At 71.5% G+C, this 16285-nt stretch carries 19 protein-coding genes; 5 read left to right on the top strand and 14 right to left on the bottom strand.

Going from position 1 to position 16285, the window contains the following annotated elements; translation table 11 throughout:
- Positions 1-210: 210 nt before the first annotated feature.
- From ACFYZE_RS03515 to ACFYZE_RS03505, 3 genes are all read right to left on the bottom strand, one after another.
- Positions 211-1026 carry an SAM-dependent methyltransferase gene (locus ACFYZE_RS03515; RefSeq protein ID WP_388987885.1) on the bottom strand — a complete coding sequence of 272 codons (816 nt, stop codon included), beginning with the start codon at positions 1024-1026 and terminating at the stop codon, positions 211-213.
- An 87-nt stretch (positions 1027-1113) separates the two neighbouring features.
- Positions 1114-1368 carry a DUF397 domain-containing protein gene (locus ACFYZE_RS03510; protein ID WP_103839625.1) on the bottom strand — a complete coding sequence of 85 codons (255 nt, stop codon included), beginning with the start codon at positions 1366-1368 and terminating at the stop codon, positions 1114-1116.
- Positions 1369-2229 (bottom strand): helix-turn-helix domain-containing protein, encoded by an 861-nt coding sequence (locus ACFYZE_RS03505; protein WP_388987882.1) that lies wholly within the window; start codon positions 2227-2229, stop codon positions 1369-1371.
- A gap of 256 nt (positions 2230-2485) precedes the next feature.
- Between ACFYZE_RS03505 and ACFYZE_RS03500 the strand changes: the two genes are divergently transcribed.
- Positions 2486-3244, top strand: coding sequence for an ATP-binding protein (locus tag ACFYZE_RS03500; protein WP_388987879.1), 759 nt, complete (start codon positions 2486-2488; stop codon positions 3242-3244).
- On the top strand, positions 3235-3693 hold the full coding sequence (locus ACFYZE_RS03495; RefSeq protein WP_388987876.1) for a hypothetical protein: 459 nt from the start codon (positions 3235-3237) through the stop codon (positions 3691-3693). The genes ACFYZE_RS03500 and ACFYZE_RS03495 overlap by 10 nt, the downstream gene beginning before the upstream one ends.
- Before the next feature lie 172 nt (positions 3694-3865).
- Here the strand turns inward: ACFYZE_RS03495 and ACFYZE_RS03490 are convergent, their stop codons facing one another.
- The 5 genes from ACFYZE_RS03490 to ACFYZE_RS03470 all read right to left on the bottom strand — a co-directional run bounded on the left by ACFYZE_RS03490 (position 3866) and on the right by ACFYZE_RS03470 (position 9423).
- Positions 3866-4039: a hypothetical protein gene (locus ACFYZE_RS03490; protein ID WP_388987873.1), complete on the bottom strand. Its 174-nt coding sequence runs from the start codon at positions 4037-4039 to the stop codon at positions 3866-3868.
- A 247-nt stretch (positions 4040-4286) separates the two neighbouring features.
- On the bottom strand, positions 4287-6152 hold the full coding sequence (locus tag ACFYZE_RS03485) for an FUSC family protein (RefSeq protein ID WP_388987870.1): 1866 nt from the start codon (positions 6150-6152) through the stop codon (positions 4287-4289).
- Positions 6153-6351: 199 nt separating this feature from the next.
- Positions 6352-7104: a nucleotidyltransferase domain-containing protein gene (locus tag ACFYZE_RS03480; RefSeq protein WP_388987947.1), complete on the bottom strand. Its 753-nt coding sequence runs from the start codon at positions 7102-7104 to the stop codon at positions 6352-6354.
- A gap of 127 nt (positions 7105-7231) precedes the next feature.
- Complete coding sequence (locus ACFYZE_RS03475; protein ID WP_388987867.1) at positions 7232-7942, bottom strand: aspartate/glutamate racemase family protein; 711 nt, start codon at positions 7940-7942, stop codon at positions 7232-7234.
- A gap of 2 nt (positions 7943-7944) precedes the next feature.
- Positions 7945-9423, bottom strand: a complete 1479-nt coding sequence (locus ACFYZE_RS03470) for an NCS1 family nucleobase:cation symporter-1 (protein WP_388987864.1) — start codon at positions 9421-9423, stop codon at positions 7945-7947.
- A 260-nt stretch (positions 9424-9683) separates the two neighbouring features.
- Between ACFYZE_RS03470 and ACFYZE_RS03465 the strand changes: the two genes are divergently transcribed.
- Positions 9684-10340 (top strand): GntR family transcriptional regulator, encoded by a 657-nt coding sequence (locus ACFYZE_RS03465; RefSeq protein ID WP_388987861.1) that lies wholly within the window; start codon positions 9684-9686, stop codon positions 10338-10340.
- A 10-nt stretch (positions 10341-10350) separates the two neighbouring features.
- Here the strand turns inward: ACFYZE_RS03465 and ACFYZE_RS03460 are convergent, their stop codons facing one another.
- Positions 10351-11052, bottom strand: a complete 702-nt coding sequence (locus tag ACFYZE_RS03460) for a uracil-DNA glycosylase (protein ID WP_388987858.1) — start codon at positions 11050-11052, stop codon at positions 10351-10353.
- A 114-nt stretch (positions 11053-11166) separates the two neighbouring features.
- Here ACFYZE_RS03460 and ACFYZE_RS03455 point away from each other — a divergent pair, with 114 nt between their 5' ends.
- On the top strand, positions 11167-11859 hold the full coding sequence (locus ACFYZE_RS03455) for an RNA-binding S4 domain-containing protein (protein ID WP_388987855.1): 693 nt from the start codon (positions 11167-11169) through the stop codon (positions 11857-11859).
- 1 nt (position 11860) lies between these two features.
- On the opposite strand, the gene ACFYZE_RS03450 is transcribed toward ACFYZE_RS03455, so the two are convergent.
- Both ACFYZE_RS03450 and ACFYZE_RS03445 read right to left on the bottom strand, forming a co-directional pair.
- Complete coding sequence (locus tag ACFYZE_RS03450; RefSeq protein ID WP_388987852.1) at positions 11861-12553, bottom strand: class I SAM-dependent methyltransferase; 693 nt, start codon at positions 12551-12553, stop codon at positions 11861-11863.
- Positions 12554-12636: 83 nt separating this feature from the next.
- Positions 12637-13623, bottom strand: coding sequence for an acyltransferase domain-containing protein (locus tag ACFYZE_RS03445; RefSeq protein WP_388987850.1), 987 nt, complete (start codon positions 13621-13623; stop codon positions 12637-12639).
- Positions 13624-13740: 117 nt separating this feature from the next.
- Here ACFYZE_RS03445 and ACFYZE_RS03440 point away from each other — a divergent pair, with 117 nt between their 5' ends.
- Positions 13741-14007 carry a DUF6343 family protein gene (locus ACFYZE_RS03440; RefSeq protein WP_388987846.1) on the top strand — a complete coding sequence of 89 codons (267 nt, stop codon included), beginning with the start codon at positions 13741-13743 and terminating at the stop codon, positions 14005-14007.
- An 82-nt stretch (positions 14008-14089) separates the two neighbouring features.
- On the opposite strand, the gene ACFYZE_RS03435 is transcribed toward ACFYZE_RS03440, so the two are convergent.
- The 3 genes from ACFYZE_RS03435 to ACFYZE_RS03425 all read right to left on the bottom strand — a co-directional run bounded on the left by ACFYZE_RS03435 (position 14090) and on the right by ACFYZE_RS03425 (position 16138).
- The gene (locus tag ACFYZE_RS03435) at positions 14090-14470 is read right to left on the bottom strand and encodes a tetratricopeptide repeat protein (RefSeq protein WP_388987843.1); all 381 of its coding nucleotides are present in this window, start codon (positions 14468-14470) and stop codon (positions 14090-14092) included.
- 50 nt (positions 14471-14520) lie between these two features.
- Positions 14521-15129, bottom strand: a complete 609-nt coding sequence (gene coaE / locus ACFYZE_RS03430; RefSeq protein WP_388987840.1) for a dephospho-CoA kinase — start codon at positions 15127-15129, stop codon at positions 14521-14523.
- A gap of 70 nt (positions 15130-15199) precedes the next feature.
- The gene (locus ACFYZE_RS03425; protein WP_388987837.1) at positions 15200-16138 is read right to left on the bottom strand and encodes a PAC2 family protein; all 939 of its coding nucleotides are present in this window, start codon (positions 16136-16138) and stop codon (positions 15200-15202) included.
- Positions 16139-16285 lie beyond the last annotated feature (147 nt).

The raw sequence follows: 16285 nt of genomic DNA, 5'->3' as shown, positions 1-16285 counted from the left end.
GCAGATACCACCCGCCCCCACCCAGCCACCAGTCCAAAGCGGACTCAGAACTCGATCGAGAGATCACTCTCGAACCACCTCGGTGGATCAAGGCTAAGAGCCCCGGCGGGACCCGGTGGGCTGCCGGCGACGGATCCGCCGGGAGCCCACCGGTCGCGGCCGCTGCGGCGCCGCAGCACCGCTCACCACCTGCCCGGCCCTGCCGTCGGGCTATCGCTTGCGCGCCACCGCCCCGTACCCCGGAATGACCCCGTCGTCCTGGCCCGGGACCGGTTCCCCGAGTTCCGGGTGCCATTTGTGGACCACCTCGACGCCGGGGTCGACGAGGTCCAGGCCGTCGAAGAAGCGGGCGAACTCCTCGCGGGAGCGGAGCGCCAGCGTGACCCCGGCCGCCTTGAGCTTCTCCGTGGCCGCCGCCGACTCCTCCGGTGTGAAGTCGGCCGTGGCGTGGGTCATCACCAGGTAACTGCCGCTGGGCAGTTCCGACAGCAGACGGCCGACCAGGTCGTGGGCGCCGTCCTCGTCGGAGACGAAGTGCAGCAGCGCGACAAGGGACAGCGCCACGGGCCGGGAGAAGTCCAGGACCTTCCTGGCTCCCTCGACGATGGTGGCGGGATCCCGCACGTCGGCCTGCAGGTACTCGGTGACGCCCTCGGGCGTGCTGCGCAGCAGGGCAGCCGCGTGGGCCAGCACGATCGGGTCGTTGTCGCAGTAGACGACGCGTGCCTCGGGCGTGATCCGCTGGGCTATCTGGTGCAGGTTCGGTTCGGTCGGGATGCCCGTGCCGATGTCCAGGAACTGCCGCACACCGTTGTGGGCCAGCCAGCGGGTGGCACGGTGCATGAACGCGCGGTTGACGCGTGCCATCACCGGCACCCTCGGCTCGAGGGCGAGCATCTGCCGGCCCATCTCCTCATCGACGGGGTAGTTGTCCTTCCCGCCGAGGTACCAGTCGTACATGCGCGCGGGGTGCGGCTTGCTCGTGTCGATGACGACGGCGTCCTGGGCGGGGTCCTGCCCGTTCATGAGGAACTCCGTAAGTGTCTGGGGAAGTCAGTGGTCAACTGAACGCCAAGTTGGTGCTGCGGATAACAACATGGGACAGCAAGGTGGTCATGACAGCAGGAAGTCGGCCTCTCCCGCCTTGGCCCCCTCGATGAACGCGGTCATCTCGTCGGAGGTGTAGATCAGTGCGGGCCCGTCCGGGTCCGTGGACTGGCGGACGGCGATCCGGCCGTCGGGGAGCTTCATCGCCTCCAGGCAGTTGCCGCCGTTGCCTCCGCTCCACGGCTTGTGCCAGCCCTCGCTGCCCAGTTCACGGGCCGGCATGCCGTTGTAGACGCGTTTGCGCGGCGTGATGCGATCCATTCACAGCTCCTTGCGGAGATCCTCGAGGATCTCCTTCGTGCGTTGTGCAGGGGCGGCCTGGGCCGCCATGCGGTCCATGACCTCGAGGTGGGTCGCCACCTCGGTGCGCGCGTCCAGGTAGAGGGCGCCGGTCAGGTACTCGCTGTAGACCATGTCCGGCAGTTCTGACATGGCGAACCGGAACAGGACGAAGGGCCCGTAGGTGCCTGGGTGCGGGCCCGAGGAGAACTCCAGCACCTGCAGCGTCACATGGGGCAGTCGCGTGACCTCCAGCAGCCGTTCGACCTGGGCTCGCATGACCGCGGGACCGCCGACCGGGCGGCGCAGCACGGTCTCGTCCATCACGGCCCAGATACGGGGCGCGTCGTCACGCGTGAGCAGTTCCTGACGCTGCATGCGCAATGCCACGTGCCGCTCGATGTCCTCGGGTCTGGTCTGCCCGATGGCGCCCGACTTCAGGACGCCTCGGGCGTACTCCTCGGTCTGCATGAGGCCGGGTACGAAGTGGGGCTCGTACTGGCGGATGAGCGCGGCCGCGCCCTCCAGGCTGACGTACATCGAGAACCAGCCCGGAAGGATGTCGTGAAACCGCTGCCACCAGCCCGGCCTATTGGCCTCCTCGGCCAGTCGGACGAAGGCCTCGGCCTCCTCGTCGCTCACCCCGTATGCCTTCAGCAGGAGTTGCATGTAGGGGATTTTGAGGGCGACCTCGGCGGTCTCCATGCGGCGGACGGTGGCGGGTGCGACGCGCAGGATGCGCGCGGCCTCCTCCCGCTTGAGGCCCGCACGTTCACGCAGGTCCAGCAGGCGTCGGCCGAGGACCACCTGACCGACCGTAGGCGCCGAGCGCGGCTCGCTCACCTCGCACCTCCTCGTGTCCTTGTGACGCTGCCCGGGCCGGCACCGTTCGAACTCTCTCCGCACCGCCACCACGTACGTTCGAATACGGTTCGCGGACTTTCGACGCGGGCTCCGGACTCGTACGTCCGTACCTCAGGTCCCAACTGGCGTCGCTCGGCGGGCCGTTGCGAGAAGTGTGCCATGCCCCTTCTCGGAGTCACACAGCACTCTGCAATTTTCAGAGTGACTCTTGCCAAGTGTTCATGTCACGGCGATAGTGGCAAGCGTGATTCCGCCCGCGTCGTTAGGAACAGACGCCCCCGCAGCCCGGTCCGGCCTGGGTGGCGCCTCAGGGCCGCGCCCCGGCGCGGCCGCCGAACGCCGGTTCCGCTTCGAGCTGCCCGCGCACCCGGGCTCCGTGGCGCGGGCCCGGCAGCTGACGCGGTCCCGGCTGTCCGGCTGGGCGGTGTGCGAAGACACGTGCGACACGGCCGTCCTGGTCGTCTCCGAACTCGTGACCAACGCGATCGTGCACACCGCCGGAGAACACGTCCTGTGCGAACTCCACGAAGAGGATGACCTCGTGCGCATAGCCGTGCGCGACGAGGGCTGCGCCCCCGGCGAGCCGTGGCCCGCGCGGCAGCGCCCCGAGGATGAGCACGGGAGGGGATTGCTTCTCGTCGCGGCTCTGTGCCGCGCCTGGGGAGCCCAGGAGGCGGGGCCCGGGCTGCTGGTCTGGGCGGAACTGGCACACGAGGCCGACCAATCGGTGCCCGCCCGGCTCCCCCGACCGACGCAGCCGTCCCGCGACCTGTCGTGTTCCGGCGACAGGCCCCGGGCGTTCGGGGAGGCGACGCGGTCCGATCCCAGCAGGGACGGCGCGATCGCGCGGTCCGACCCGGGGTGGAGCGCCAAGAAGCCGCCCGCGGACGGCGGTGCGCGCTTCGATCTCGGCTGGGGTGCCGAGCGACTCCCTTCGGACGGTCCGGGTCCCGAGGCGGAGCCGTCCCTGGGGACAGGGAGCGCATGGGTGTGAGGGGGACGCAGAACGCGGGCCCAGGCGTCATCCGGGTCCTGAGCCTGGACTCGCTGGCCCGTCTCGACCGGGCGCGGCGGGCGTCCGGCGCGGCGTCCAGCCGACTCCCTCTGCCCGATGGCATGACCGTCCCGCTCGGCTGCGACGCGGTGGCCGTGCCCGCCCGCTATGGGCCCCTGGTGCTGCCGAGACTGCCGCGGCTGGGCTGTGTGTACGCCGACCGGGCCGACTGGTGGTGGATCGTGCCGTCCGACTCCGACGTCGCCCTGGACTGGCCGGCACCCGCCCGCTACGCCCGCGGCGCGCTCGTCCCGGACGCGGAGGGCGTCCCCGAGCTCATCCGCCGGGCGGACGACAGCGTGCCGTACACGCCGCCGATCCCCCTGTATCTGGCGCTGTGCCGGGTCACGGGCACCACACCGGCATGGGCGCGCCCGATCAGCGCGTGACCGTACGGCCGCCCCATGACATGGGGCCGCGCGCACAACGGCATGACGCACGCATGCGTGCCTTGCGCATGCACGCGGGTTGCCTCCGTGGGTCGCAGGCGCGCCACTGACGGACTGCGGGGTGCAGCCCATGACTGCGGGCACGCGCCCCTGCCGAACCCGACGGGTGCGGTCACTCGGTGGCGTCGACCCCCCGCACGACCACCAGGAACGCGTCCGTCATGAGGTCCATCACGACCTCCGCCGGCTGCCCCTCCAGGCGCCGCGCCTGCGCGAACTCCTCCGCCGGCCACGAGCCCCGCGGCCCGCCGGCAGGAAAACGCGCCAGCACTGTTCGCCCGTTCACCCTGTACCTCCTTGCAACGCCGTGTCTCGGCGAGCCGATCACGGTCGGCTCCTAGAGTTAAACGCATGCGCCTGGGTGAACGGCGCGTCAAGTGACCCTACTGAGACGCATTTGACACGCGGCCAATGCGAAGCGGAACGAATTCGCCGGAACAGCCTGATTTGCCGGAGGCGGAGGCTCGGACCTGCGCGCGACGGCCGCGACCGTGGGATCCCAGGTGGCCCCCTGGAAGCCGTGACGGCTTGTGCTACACGGCCAGGGGCAGCCGCGGCATCTCCTCCTTGCCCAGTCCGGCATGCGCGCGGCGCTCGGCGAGTTCGTCGAGCAGTTCGGCGAGCCGTTGGCGGTGCCTAGGCGTGAGGCGTCCGCTGTCATCCAGGTGCACGGCACAGGCGGTGGTGGTGTCGACGAGTCGTTCGAGCGTGGCGGCGACCTCGCCCGTGCCCTCGGTGTGGCGGGCGAGGGCGGGGTGCTCAGCCGCGGCGAGGTCGATCGCGAGGCGGGCCTCGGCAAGCGCGCGGTAGGCCTCGCGGCGCAGCGCCCAGCGCCCGGCGCGGTCGTCCTCCCGGGTCAGGACGTGTGCGAGGTAGGCGTGTGCGGCGTCCACCGCGCGTACCAGCCTGGACCGCACGGTGCCACCGCGCTGCCCCGGCGCCGGCAGGTGCCCGACGAGCAGCACGATCCCGCAGGCCAGCAACGTCTCCCCGATGCGGCTCCAGGAGGCCTGCGAATCGCCGCCGACCATGACCAGGGCGAGTACGAGGACGGTGACGACGGCGGTCTGCGCGGCGAAGTGCCGGGTGGCGACCGGGATGAGGGCTCCGCACAGCGCCACGATGGTGACGAGCCCGGCGGGCCGGGGCACGACGGCGGCGAGGGCGGCGAAGACGACGGCACCCAGCACCGTCCCGGCCGCCCGGCACAGCACCCGGGAGACCAGCGGCCCGAGGTCGGGCTTGACGAGGAAGACGGCGGTGGCGGGCAGCCAGTACCAGTGGGTGTGGTGCCCGTACCAGTGGCTGCGATGCAGGGCCTGCGCGATGGCGGCGCTGGCGCCGAAGCTGAGGGCGACGCGGAGCCCGTACTCGCGTCCCCCGGCGCCCAGGGCGGTGCGCAGCAAGGAGGCGGCGGTACGGCGCCGGGCGTGCAGGCCGTGTCCGTCGCCGCCACGGTCGAAGGCGTCGGCGGCGTGCAGGAGGGCGTCGTCGAGGGCGCGCAGCGCGGGGGCGTTGCGGGTCGGTGCGGGCAGCGGTCCGGTGTGCGTGTTGCCGCGCACGGCGGCAGCGAGTCGGCGCGGCCCCTGCGCCGCCCTCGCGGGAACGGCGTCCCCGACCCAGGCGAGCGCGGTGGCGGCCTCGGCGAGAGGCAGAGCGGCTGCGTACTGCGCGTGCAGGCGCCGTTCGGCGGAGGAGGACGCGTACCGCCGCAGCCGAGGCCCGGCGAGGGCGTCCTGGGCGTGGTCGAGGGCGGCGGTCAGGGCCGCCCTCCGCGCGGTGGCGTCAGGAGTGCCGGTGGCGAGGAGCAGGTCGGCGACGGCGTCGTACACCCGGGCGACGGCGTCGCGTTCCCCGTCGAAGCGGTAGTCGCCGGTGGTCGCGCCGGGCGTGGGCAGCACGAGGCGCAGCGCGAGCAGCCAGCCGGCGCCGGCGAGGAAGGCGAGGGCCCGCTGCCAGCCGCTCTCGGGCAGCGGCATCCCGGCACCGATGGCCGCGCCGACGAGCAGTTGCGTACCGGCCCCGGAGGCGACGGGCCCTACGGCGCTGACGGCTCCGGCGACGAGTCCTAGGGCGGTGAGCACGAGAGTGAGGAGGACGGCTTCGGTGTGCTGCCCGGCATACGTCCCGGAGAGCAGCCCGCCGGCCCCCGCGAGCGCCGGCAGCCCGAGCCGCTGCACCGAGGCCCGCCGGCTGCCGGGCCGGTCGTTGATCCCGGCGAGCATGGCCCCGAGGGCGGCGAGGACACCGGCCGACGTACGCCCGAGGAGCAGGGTGGCCAGCAGCAGCGGCCCCGCGGCGAGCGCACCCCGGACGACGGCACTCCAGGGCACGGGACCGCGCTGGGCACGCAGGGCGTGGGCGAGCCAGGGCGGCAGGGCGAACACGGGACGCGACACAGGGCTCCTGTCCGGACGAGGGCGGGGGTGTGCCTTCGGGCGACGGTGGCCGGGCGGTGTGGGGTCCACGGTAGGGCGTGTTCTTGGAGCGAAAGGGACGCGAACGTTTCGGCGGCGTGAAAGGGCGGGCGCAGGCGCGTTCTTTATGAACGCAACCCCACACCGCATGAACGCAACCCCACGCCGCCGATGTCGTGGCTCACGCCCGGATGAGTGCCTCTGCCGCAGCGACCGACCGGGTCAGCGACTCCGGGTCCGGGCCCAGGCCCGCGATGATGTCGTCAGCCGCTCTGAGCCCCGCGCGCTCCACCAGTCGTTTTTCGTTGGTCGCCCATTCCCCGCGCGCGGCGAGAACGGCATGTGCCGCTTGGATGGTTGCGACCGCGATGGCACCGGCGACCTCCGTCCGTCGCCCGGCCGGGGCGTGGTTGGCCTTGGCGTATGCCAGCGTCGCTCGTGCCGTTCCGAGCCATCGCGCGTACGCACTCGTGCGCAGCTTCTCCGGGTAGCGGGCGGGGCGTGGGGCCGATCCGCGCAGCACGCGGTTGACGGCCAGTTCGGCGACCAGCAGGTACGTCGGGATTCCGGCCAGATGGAACAGCAGCGGCTCGACCTGGAACCGCCCTGTTTCCGCCTCCGTGAGGACCTGGTCGACAACGTCCAGGTCCCGGTAGTGGATGTCCACGCGGCGGCCCTCGATCGTCAGCCAGGCACCGCCGTTGAAGACGCCGCCGCCCCAGCCGCCGATCTCCGAGACCTCGCCCTCCCAGCCGACGGACCGAAGGTCGTCGGGGTCGAACGGGCCCCGGTAGTAGACTGCCAGATCCCAGTCGCTGGCCGGGGTGTGAGTGCCCTGGGCGCGGGAGCCGCCGAGGGCGACGGCACGAACCGCGGGGAGGGCGGCCAGGCGGTCCGCCACCGCGTCGAGGAACGTGTCGTCGTCTCCGGTCATTGTCTGCGTCACCGAGCGGTTCTCGTTCACCTGGCCCCCTTCGTGGCAGGTAGGAGGCCCACGGTAGCCCGGCGCGAGCGGAACGTCGCCGGGATTTCGACCGGTGCGGTGGCGGGGCCGTCCCGCCTCACCGGCGCCCCCACACCCTGCGTTTCGGCAGTGGCTTCGCCCAGCTGCCCGCCCGGCTCGTCGTCAGGCCCAGGCAGACGAGGGACTCCGCGAGCTTCACCGCCGCGGCCACCCCGTCGACCACCGGAAGCCCCAGCTTCTCCCCCACCGCCCGCTGTAGCCCGGTCATTCCGGCGCAGCCCAGCACGAGAACCTCGGCGCCGGCCGCGCGGGCCCGTTCGGCGGCGGCCACGAAGGCCTCCTCGGTGCGGGCCGTGGCGCCGAGGTCGAGGACGCCGATGCCGGTGCCGACCACGGCGGCGCAGTTCTGCAGGACGCCCGCCGTGTACAGGCTGTCCTCGATCTGCCCGCATGAGCGTTCCAGGGTGGTGACGACCCCGAACCGGCGCCCGAGCAGGCACGCCAAGTGGGCCGCGGCTTCGGTGATGTCGACGACCGGCACGTCCAGCAATTCCCGCGCGCCCTCGCGGCCGTGCTCTCCGAAGCCCGCCATGACCACGGCGTCGTACGGGCCCTCGTAGGTGCGCAGTGCGTCGAGGACGGCGGCGGCCGAGAGATGGCTGTCGAGCCAGCCCTCCGCGGACTCGGGCCCCCACGCCGGCGTCAGTCCGGTCACGGCGGTGCCCGGACCGGCGGCGGCCCGGGCACCACGGAGGATCTCCTCGGTCATCTCCTGCGTGGTGTTGCAGTTGGTGACGACGATCCGCACGCTCAGCCCTCCACGACGGCTGCGCCCGGAGCGACGGCCGCAGCGGTGCGCTCGGATCGGCACAGCACCAGGTACAGCGCCGCGGACAATGCGGTCCCGATGAACCACGAGTACGGAGCCACCGCGCTGAAGTCCTTGACCAGCGCAAGCACCGCCGCGACTGCCGCCGAGGGCAGGAACGCCCACAGCGCCTTGGGGTTGATCCCCTTGCGGTAGTAGTAGCGGGACCCCGGTTCGGCGCTGAAGAGCTGGTCGACGTCGATGCGGCCGCGCTTCACCCAGTAGTAGTCGAGCATGATCACACCGAACAGCGGACCGAGAAAGGCACCGAGGCCACCGAGGAAGTAGTTGACGACGGTGGGGTTGGAGAAGAGGTTCCAGGGGGTGACGACCAGCGCGGCGACCGTGCTGATCATGCCGCCGACCTTGAAGCTGATCTTCTGCGGCCAGACGTTGGCCAGGTCGTAGGCGGGTGAGACGAAGTTGGCGACGATGTTGACGCCCATGGTGGCGACGGCGAAGGTGAAGGCCGCCAGGACCAGCACCCATGTGTTGCCGATCTTCGCAACGAGCATCGCCGGGTCGGTGATGGCCTCGCCGAACACCTTGATGGAGCCGGCCGTGACGATGACCGACACGATCACGAAGGCCGTCGAGTTGACCGGCAGGCCCCAGAAGTTGCCGCGCTTGACCGTTGTGTAGCCCGGCGCGAAGCGGGAGAAGTCGCAGAAGTTGAGCATCAGGGTGCCGTAGGTGGCGAGGATGAGCCCGACGGCGCCGAACCACTGCCGCCACTGCTCGCCCACGGAGACCGGGTGCGGTGTGGAGGTGAGCGAGATGCTCCAGTCGGCCTTGGCGAGGATCCAGACCGCCAGTGCGATCATCACCAGCCAGATGGCAGGGCCGCAGAAGTCCTGGAACTTCCGTACCGACTCCATGCCCCGGCTGATGATCAGCGCCTGGATCAGCCACAGCGCGACGAACGACGTCCAGCCGAGCGCGTTGAGGCCGAGGAAGGAGTGGTGGGTCCAGGACGTCAGACCCGGCCAGGCCGCGAGCAGCATGACGTTGACGGCGACGGACGCGAGGTAGGTCTGGATGCCATACCACATGATGGCGATCACGGCCCTGATGAGGGCGGGTATGTTGGCGCCCCACACTCCGAAGCTGATCCGGCTGACGACCGGGAACGGGACCCCGTGCCGCTGGCCGATCCTGCCCATCATGTTCATCCCGAGGTAGATGAGGACGAAGCCGACGAGCAGGGAGGTGAAGATCTGCCAGACGTTCATGCCGAGGACCAGCAGGCCGGCGGCGAAGGTGTAGTTGCCGAGGTTGTGGACGTCGGACATCCACATGGCGAACAGGTCGAAGACCTTCCACTTGCGCTCGGCGGCGGGTGCCAGGTCTTCGTTGGTGAGGCGGGGGTCGGGGACGAACGCTGGTACGCCGGTGGCTTCGGCGCGGTCGGCGAGGGACACGGGGCCTCCATGAGCGAGGGGACGGAGGGGCCTTTCGGTACGGTCCGGTGCGGGGCCGATGGCGGGGAGGGACGTCCGGGTGGGGGCCGGATGCCGGTGAGGTCCGGCTGGGGTCCGCATGCGGTGCTTCTCGACGAGGAACCAGGGCGAGCTGTTTGGTATACCAAACTGCCGTCATGGTCTCGCCGTCAACCGTTCCGACCGATGTCCGTCCCGTTACGGCTCCGTAAAACACCCTCCGAGTCCGCGAGGATGACCCCATGACGAAGATCGAACCCCTGGGGGCGGTGCGCGAGAGGGTGCTGGCCACGCTGCGGCAGGAGATCATCGCGGGGCGGCTGCGCCCGGGCGACCGCCTGGTCGAACGGGAGCTCGCCGAGCGGTTCGGGGTCTCGCGCGTACCGGTCCGGGAGGCGATCCGCGCACTGGTCGCCGAGGGGTTCGTACTCTTCGAGACACCGCGCAGAACGGTCGTGCGCAGGCTGACCCCGACCGACGTGAAGGAGCTCTTCGAACTGCGCGAGGCCCTCGAGGTCTACGCGGCCGGGCTCGCCTCGGCCCGGGCGGGTGAGAAGGACCTGGCGGAACTGGCGGGACTGCTGGACCAGGCGGCGGCCGCAACCGCCGCCGGCGACGCCGAGACGATCACGGACATCAACACCCGTTTCCACGACCGGATCCTCGCGATGGCCGGCAACAGCCTGCTGATCTCGGTCATGGAACCGGTCGACGGACGGCTGCGCTGGCTCACCCGCCAGAACGAGGAGTGGCCCCAACTCCTGACCGAACACCGCGAGCTGTACGAGGCGATCGCCTCCGGCGACCCGGAGCGCGCCCGCGCTCACGCCCTCGCCCATGTGCGCGCCAACTACCGCTCCACGGTGCGGCACCTGTTCGGAGACGGAGAGCTGTCCTAGGCACTGCCCTCTACGGTCTGACCGGCAGCCCTGCCGTGTCCGCCGCCGTGCGCAGTACGTCCCGCAACATCTGAGGCGTGAGCCGTCCCGTGAAGGTGTTGCGCTGGCTGACGTGGAAGCAGCCGAACAGCTCCAGTCCCTCCAGTGACACCCGGACCCCGTGCCCGAAGGCGGGCCGCGGCCGGGGTACCGACCAGCCGGCCTCACCGAGCGCGGTCAGCGCGGCCTGCCAGCCGAAGGAGCCGAGCGCGACAACGGAGCGCAACGACGGACGAAGCAGCCGCAGCTCCTGCACGAGCCACGGCCTGCATGTGTCCCGTTCCTCGGGCGTCGGCTTGTTGGCGGGCGGGGCACAGTGCACGGGCGCGGTGATGCGCACGCCGTACAGCTCCAGGCCGTCGTCGGCGGACACCGACGTGGGCTGCGACGCCAGACCCACCTCGTGCAGCGCCGCGTACAGCACGTCCCCGGACCGGTCTCCGGTGAACATCCGTCCGGTCCGGTTTCCGCCGTGGGCCGCGGGGGCGAGTCCGATGACGAGCAGCCGGGCGTCCGGCGGCCCGAAGCCCGGCACCGGCCGACCCCAGTACGTCCAGTCGGCGAAAGCGGCCCGCTTGGTGGCGGCCACCTCCTCGCGCCATGCGACCAGGCGCGGGCAGGCACGGCATCCCGTGATCCGCTCGTCCAGCCGGGCGAGGCTGCTGCTGTCCATGCCTCCACGGTAGGGCCGGGCGGGGGCGCCCCGGAGCGGCACCCGGCTCTGCCCGGCTCTCACCGCGGAAAATGGCGCCCGGTCCACCGGGCTCGGCGAGCTAAGGTCGGGAGCATGGCTTCTGAAGGTGCGGACCACGAGAGGACGGGCGGGGCCGAGGGGACCCGCGCGGCTGCGGCAGACCGGGAATCCGGGGCACGCCGCGGTGACGAGGCGGACCGGCGGGACTCCGGGACGGACGCGGATGTCCGAGCCACCGACGCGCAGCCCTCCCCGGAGGCGGCGGACGCCGAACCGACCGTCGTGGACCCGAAGACCGCCGCAGCGGTGGCGGCCGCCGAGGCGGCCGGCCCGGGGAACGGCGAGAGCGTCCGCATCGACAGCTGGATCTGGTCCGTACGGCTCGTCAAGACCCGCTCCATCGGCGCCGCCGCCTGCCGGGGCGGACACGTGCGGGTGAACGGCGAGCGCGTGAAGCCCGCGTACAACGTGCGCATCGGCGACGAGGTGCGTCTCAGGAACGAGGGCCGGGAGCGGGTGGTCGTCGTGAAGCGTCTGATCCGCAAGCGCGTCGGCGCCCCGGTGGCCGCGCAGTGCTACGTCGACAACAGCCCGCCCCCGCCGCCCCGCGAGGCGATCGCCCCGGCAGGTGTCCGCGACCGCGGCACGGGCCGGCCCACCAAGCGCGACCGCCGCGAGATGGAGCGCCTCCGCGGCCTGGCTGCGGCCCCGGGCGGCGGCTTCGCGGCCGGTCTTGGCACACAGGGCCGGCCCGGCGGCCGGAACCGGACCAAGGGTGGGAGTTGAGCTACCCCGCCCGCACCGCCCTCACCCATATCCGGTCGTCCGTCAGATATCCGTCCACGCGCAGTCCCGCCTCCGCCAGCGCCTCCTCGAACTGCTCTCTGCTCAGGGGTCGGGAGAGGAACGTCTGGGTCCAGGTGGCGTCCGGGAATTCGTACTGCGCGCGCACCGAGTCCACCCCGTCCCCCACCGGCTCCGCGGACACGATCCGTACCGTGAAGCCGCTCGGGTCGACCCGTTCACGTGGCAGGTTCGTGTGGTAGTCCTCGCCCTCCCTCTGGATCAGCACGCATCCGCCGTCGGCCACGTGCCGGGCACAGGTCCGCAGCAGTCGTCTGCGCACCTCGACGTCCCCGGCGTGCACGAGGAACGACGCGAGCAGCACCACGTCGAACGTCTCACCCAGGTCCAGGGCCTCGATCGGGCTGCATATGGTGCGTGCGCCGCGCACCCGCTCGAGCATCTCCGGTGACTCGTCCACCGCGGTGACGGTGAAACCACGCTCCAGCAGCGGATGGGTCATCCTCCCCGCCCCGCTGCCCAGTTCCAGGATGTGCGCGCCGGCCGGCACGGCCGCCGCGACGATGTCCGGCTCGTCCCCGGGCGGTAATCGTGAGTAGAGCTGGACCGCGCAGCCGTCGGGTGTGATCACGCCGGGGCCCGTGCCCCCGTAACCGGTCCGCATCTTCTGCTTCATGCCCGGACAACGGGCCGCCGCGAGTGCCCCGTTCCCGGCTCGCGGTCACACGATGGGGTGAAACGTTCGAGGGTCGAACGGCGTCACAGCGTGAGCCAGCCGTGGCCCCCGTACCAGTGCCCGCCCGCCCGCAGATGATCCCCCACCGCCCGCTCCACGCTGCTCCGCCGGGGCAGCTCTCCGATCGGCAGCTCCGGGTCGCCGAAGACGAAACCGACCGGTAGCCCGTCGTCCGGTGTCGCGTCCTGGTAGGCGAGTTCGAACCGGTTCTGGAAGCGGATGATGTTGGAGTCCGCCGGAAGGTACCGCTTGAGCTGGGGATCGAGCAGCCAGGAGTGACACACGGCGATCTCGTGGCGCTCGTCGGGGTAGTGCCGGGCGAAGAAGGCCCGTGCCAGCGTCAGGGACCGCTCGCAGGCGGACGGCGACAGCGGGCCGCTGAAGTCGGGTATGTGCAGGCTCAGGCAGAGGTCGCCGGGGCCGTGCGCGCGGGCCGTCGCCGCGACGGCCCGCCCCGTGCGCTCCCCCAGCCGCGCCCGCTGGAACTGCAGCCGTCCCAGTTGGAACAGCTCCCCATGGAAGTGGAGCGCGATCCACCAGGGGAACAGCAACCCGCCCGTGCCACGGCGTCGGCGGTGCACCGCCATGTGCCGGCCGAGGTCGGCGAGCGTGCGCCTGGACACCTCTTCCGGGATGCCGCGCTCACGGTGGTGCGCCCGCACGTACGGCAGCGCCGCGACGAAGACGTAGACGGGGAAGAGGCGCCCGAGCGGCCCCGCCGACGCGGGGAACTGCGGCGGCTCCCAGGCCTTGCCGATCTCCCCCATGTCCCGTACCAGGCGGGCGACGCACCGCTCCAGCAGCGTCGTCGCCTCCGGGTCCTGGCCGAGCCGGGCGCGCTGGGCGACGAGTTCGTTGATGTCCTCATGGGGCACGGACAGGTCGAGCAGGACGTCGGGCAACTCGTCCGCGTCGGGCAGGGCGGCCCGGACGCGTGTGTCACCGTCGCTGTCCAGGTCCCTCAGCCACTCGGCGAGCCGCGCGTCCGCCCGCAGCGTCTCCAGCAGCACCGTCGCCTCCCCGCACGGACCCGGCCCGCTGCTGTTCGCGGACCCCGGATCCGGTCACCGTCCCATGGTGAACGTGCACCACGAAGGGTACTGGTGCCTTGAGGAGCAGTGAGGGCGATGCGTACGGGCAGTGAACCGACGACGGCGCGCAGTGCGCTGCGGGCCCGCTTCTGGCTGAGCCTGTGGGGCCTGGTGTGGGCGACCTTCGGCACGGTCGTGTTCGCGCTCCTCGGCCGGCCGGGCTGGGCTGCCGCGTGCGGTGCGCTGTGGCTGGTCGTGGCCGCGGACATGGCCATGATCGTGCGGCACATCCGTCAGGGCCCGCACTGGCAGCCGGGCCGTGACGTCCCGCCGTACCCGCCGCCGGAACGCCGCGGCCGGTAGCCACTGAGGGGATCCGGTTGGCGGTGCGGCACAAACGCGTGTGCCGCCTCCCGCGATGCCGAGCTGATCCGGAAGGCGGGCCCTAGGAGTCGAAGCGTGCCGCCTTCAGGTACTGCGGGTTCGGGTCCAGCGCGGCGGCCAGCCGGAAGTGCCGTTTCGCCTCGTCGTGCCGGGCTTGGCGCTCGTAGGTGCGGGCAAGTGCGAAGTGCGCGTACGCGTTGTCCGGCTCGCGTTCCAGCACGATGCTGAACTCCAGTTCGGCCGGTCGTAGTTGCGCGGAGGCGAAGAAGGCACGCGCGCGAAGCAGCCGGGCGGCGGTGTTCTCGGGATGGGCGGCGATCACGCCGTCGAGCAGTTTGACCGCACCCCGCGGGTCCCGTGCGGCGAGGAGTTGCTCCGCGGCGCGGAAGTCGATGACATGCGTTTCCGGAGTGGGTCCGGTGGAATCGCTGGTCTCGGGCACGGCAGAGTCCTTCCCTTACTGCACCGGTTCAACGCCCCCGCGTGCGGACGCTATTCCTGTGAACGGTGCGCTCTGCGAACGAGTTCCTCCCATACGTCCCTTACGCACTGCTTCAGCCGCTCCAGGGGCACATCGTTGTCGATCACGATGTCCGCGACTTCCAGGCGCTTCTCGCGTGGTGCCTGGGCGGCCATGCGAGCGCGTGCGTCCTCCTCGGTCATACCGCGCAGGCGGACCAACCGGTCGAGCTGGGTGGCGGGGCTCGCATCGACGACGATCACGACGTCGTAGAGCGGGGCCAGCCCGTTCTCGGCGAGGAGGGGGACGTCGTGGACGACCACGGCGTCGTCGGGAGCGGCGGTCTCCAGTTCGCGGGAGCGGGTGCCCACCAAGGGGTGCACGATCGAGTTCAGAACCGCCAGCTTGTCCGGGTCGGCGAACACGATGGAGCCCAGCCGGGGGCGGTCCAGGCTGCCGTCCGCGGTGAGGACGTCCTCGCCGAACGCCGCGACGACCGCCGCGAGCCCGGGCGTGCCCGGAGCGACGACCTCGCGCGCGATGCGGTCGGCGTCGATCAGTACGGCCCCGCACTCCACGAGCAGCCGCGACACCTCGCTCTTGCCGGCGCCGATACCGCCGGTCAGGCCCACCTTCAGCATGCCGGGAAGCTTACGGCCTGCCACTGACGGTACCGATGGCAGGCCGTGGGTCGAACTGTCCGCCCCGGGCTCAGCCGTCCCCCTCGCGCTCCGCCAGGAAGCGCTCGAATTCCTGTCCGATCTCGTCCGCGGACGGGATCTCGATGGGCTCGGCGAGCATGTTGCCGCGTGTCTCGGCGCCCGCTGAGGCGTCGTACTGGTGCTCGAGCCCCTGGACGAGCCGCACCAGGTCCTCGTCACCCTCCCGGATCTGCCGCTCGATCTCCGTCTGCGTGCGGTGCGCGTCGTTGCGCAGGGAGTGCGCGACGCCCGGCAGGACGAGTCCGGTGGCGGCCGTGATGGCCTCCAGGACGGTGAGCGCGGCGTCCGGATACGGGGAGCGGGCGATGTAGTGGGGGACGTGCGCTGCGACGCCCAGAACGTCGTGCCCGGCCTCAGCAAGCCGGTACTCGATCAGGGACTCGGCACTGCCCGGTACCTGCGCCTCCTCGAAGGGGCTGCGGTGGCCGGGTACCAGGTCGGTGCGGTTGCCGTGCGGGGTCAGGCCCACCGGCCGGGTGTGCGGAACGCCCATGGGGATGCCGTGGAAGTTCACGGACAGACGGACGCCGAGCCGCTCCACGATCTGCCCCACGGCCGCGGCGAACCGCTCCCACTCCACGTCCGGCTCGGGCCCCGTCAGCAGCAGGAACGGCGCTCCGGTGGCGTCCTGGAGCAGGCGCACCTCGATCTTGGGGACCTCGTAGTCGGTCCAGCGGTCGCGCCGGAAGGTGAGCAGGGGACGGCGGGCGCGGTAGTCCACGAGCCGGTCGTGGTCGAAGCGGGCCACGACCTGCTGGGGCAGTGCGTCGAGGAGCCGGTCGACGATCAGGTCACCGGTCTCTCCCGCGTCGATGTATCCGTCGAAGTGGTAGAGCATGACCAGTCCGGCCGATTCCTGGGCGAGCGCCATGTCGACGACGGCGAGGCCCTTCGGCTCCCATGCGTACAAACCCTGCGGATCAAGCACTGTAGACCGCTCCTCCTCGTGTTCGTACGGGACAACGCGGTCCGGGACACGGTCATTCCCGGTCCGGGCCCCAACTCCACGGTTTTGACCGGCCGTCCGTCCGATGCCTGCCGATGCCCATGCGGGGAGCACGCGCGCGTGGGGGGG

The organism is Streptomyces sp. NPDC001796 (genome assembly GCF_042892355.1).
In the GTDB taxonomy this organism is placed as follows: Bacteria; Actinomycetota; Actinomycetes; order Streptomycetales; family Streptomycetaceae; genus Streptomyces.
Note: the sequence above shows the minus strand (reverse complement) of the source record. Positions and strands in the feature narration are given on the sequence as shown.

Excerpts from the sequence above, each read along its gene's own strand:
- ACFYZE_RS03515 (WP_388987885.1), bottom strand. The coding sequence starts at position 1,026 with ATGAACGGGCAGGACCCCGCCCAGGACGCCGTCGTCATCGACACGAGC.
- ACFYZE_RS03510 (WP_103839625.1), bottom strand. The coding sequence starts at position 1,368 with ATGGATCGCATCACGCCGCGCAAACGCGTCTACAACGGCATGCCGGCC.
- ACFYZE_RS03495 (WP_388987876.1), top strand. The coding sequence starts at position 3,235 with ATGGGTGTGAGGGGGACGCAGAACGCGGGCCCAGGCGTCATCCGGGTC.
- ACFYZE_RS03480 (WP_388987947.1), bottom strand. The coding sequence starts at position 7,104 with ATGACCGGAGACGACGACACGTTCCTCGACGCGGTGGCGGACCGCCTG.
- ACFYZE_RS03465 (WP_388987861.1), top strand. The coding sequence starts at position 9,684 with ATGACGAAGATCGAACCCCTGGGGGCGGTGCGCGAGAGGGTGCTGGCC.
- ACFYZE_RS03460 (WP_388987858.1), bottom strand. The coding sequence starts at position 11,052 with ATGGACAGCAGCAGCCTCGCCCGGCTGGACGAGCGGATCACGGGATGC.
- ACFYZE_RS03455 (WP_388987855.1), top strand. The coding sequence starts at position 11,167 with ATGGCTTCTGAAGGTGCGGACCACGAGAGGACGGGCGGGGCCGAGGGG.
- ACFYZE_RS03450 (WP_388987852.1), bottom strand. The coding sequence starts at position 12,553 with ATGAAGCAGAAGATGCGGACCGGTTACGGGGGCACGGGCCCCGGCGTG.
- ACFYZE_RS03440 (WP_388987846.1), top strand. The coding sequence starts at position 13,741 with ATGCGTACGGGCAGTGAACCGACGACGGCGCGCAGTGCGCTGCGGGCC.
- coaE (WP_388987840.1), bottom strand. The coding sequence starts at position 15,129 with ATGCTGAAGGTGGGCCTGACCGGCGGTATCGGCGCCGGCAAGAGCGAG.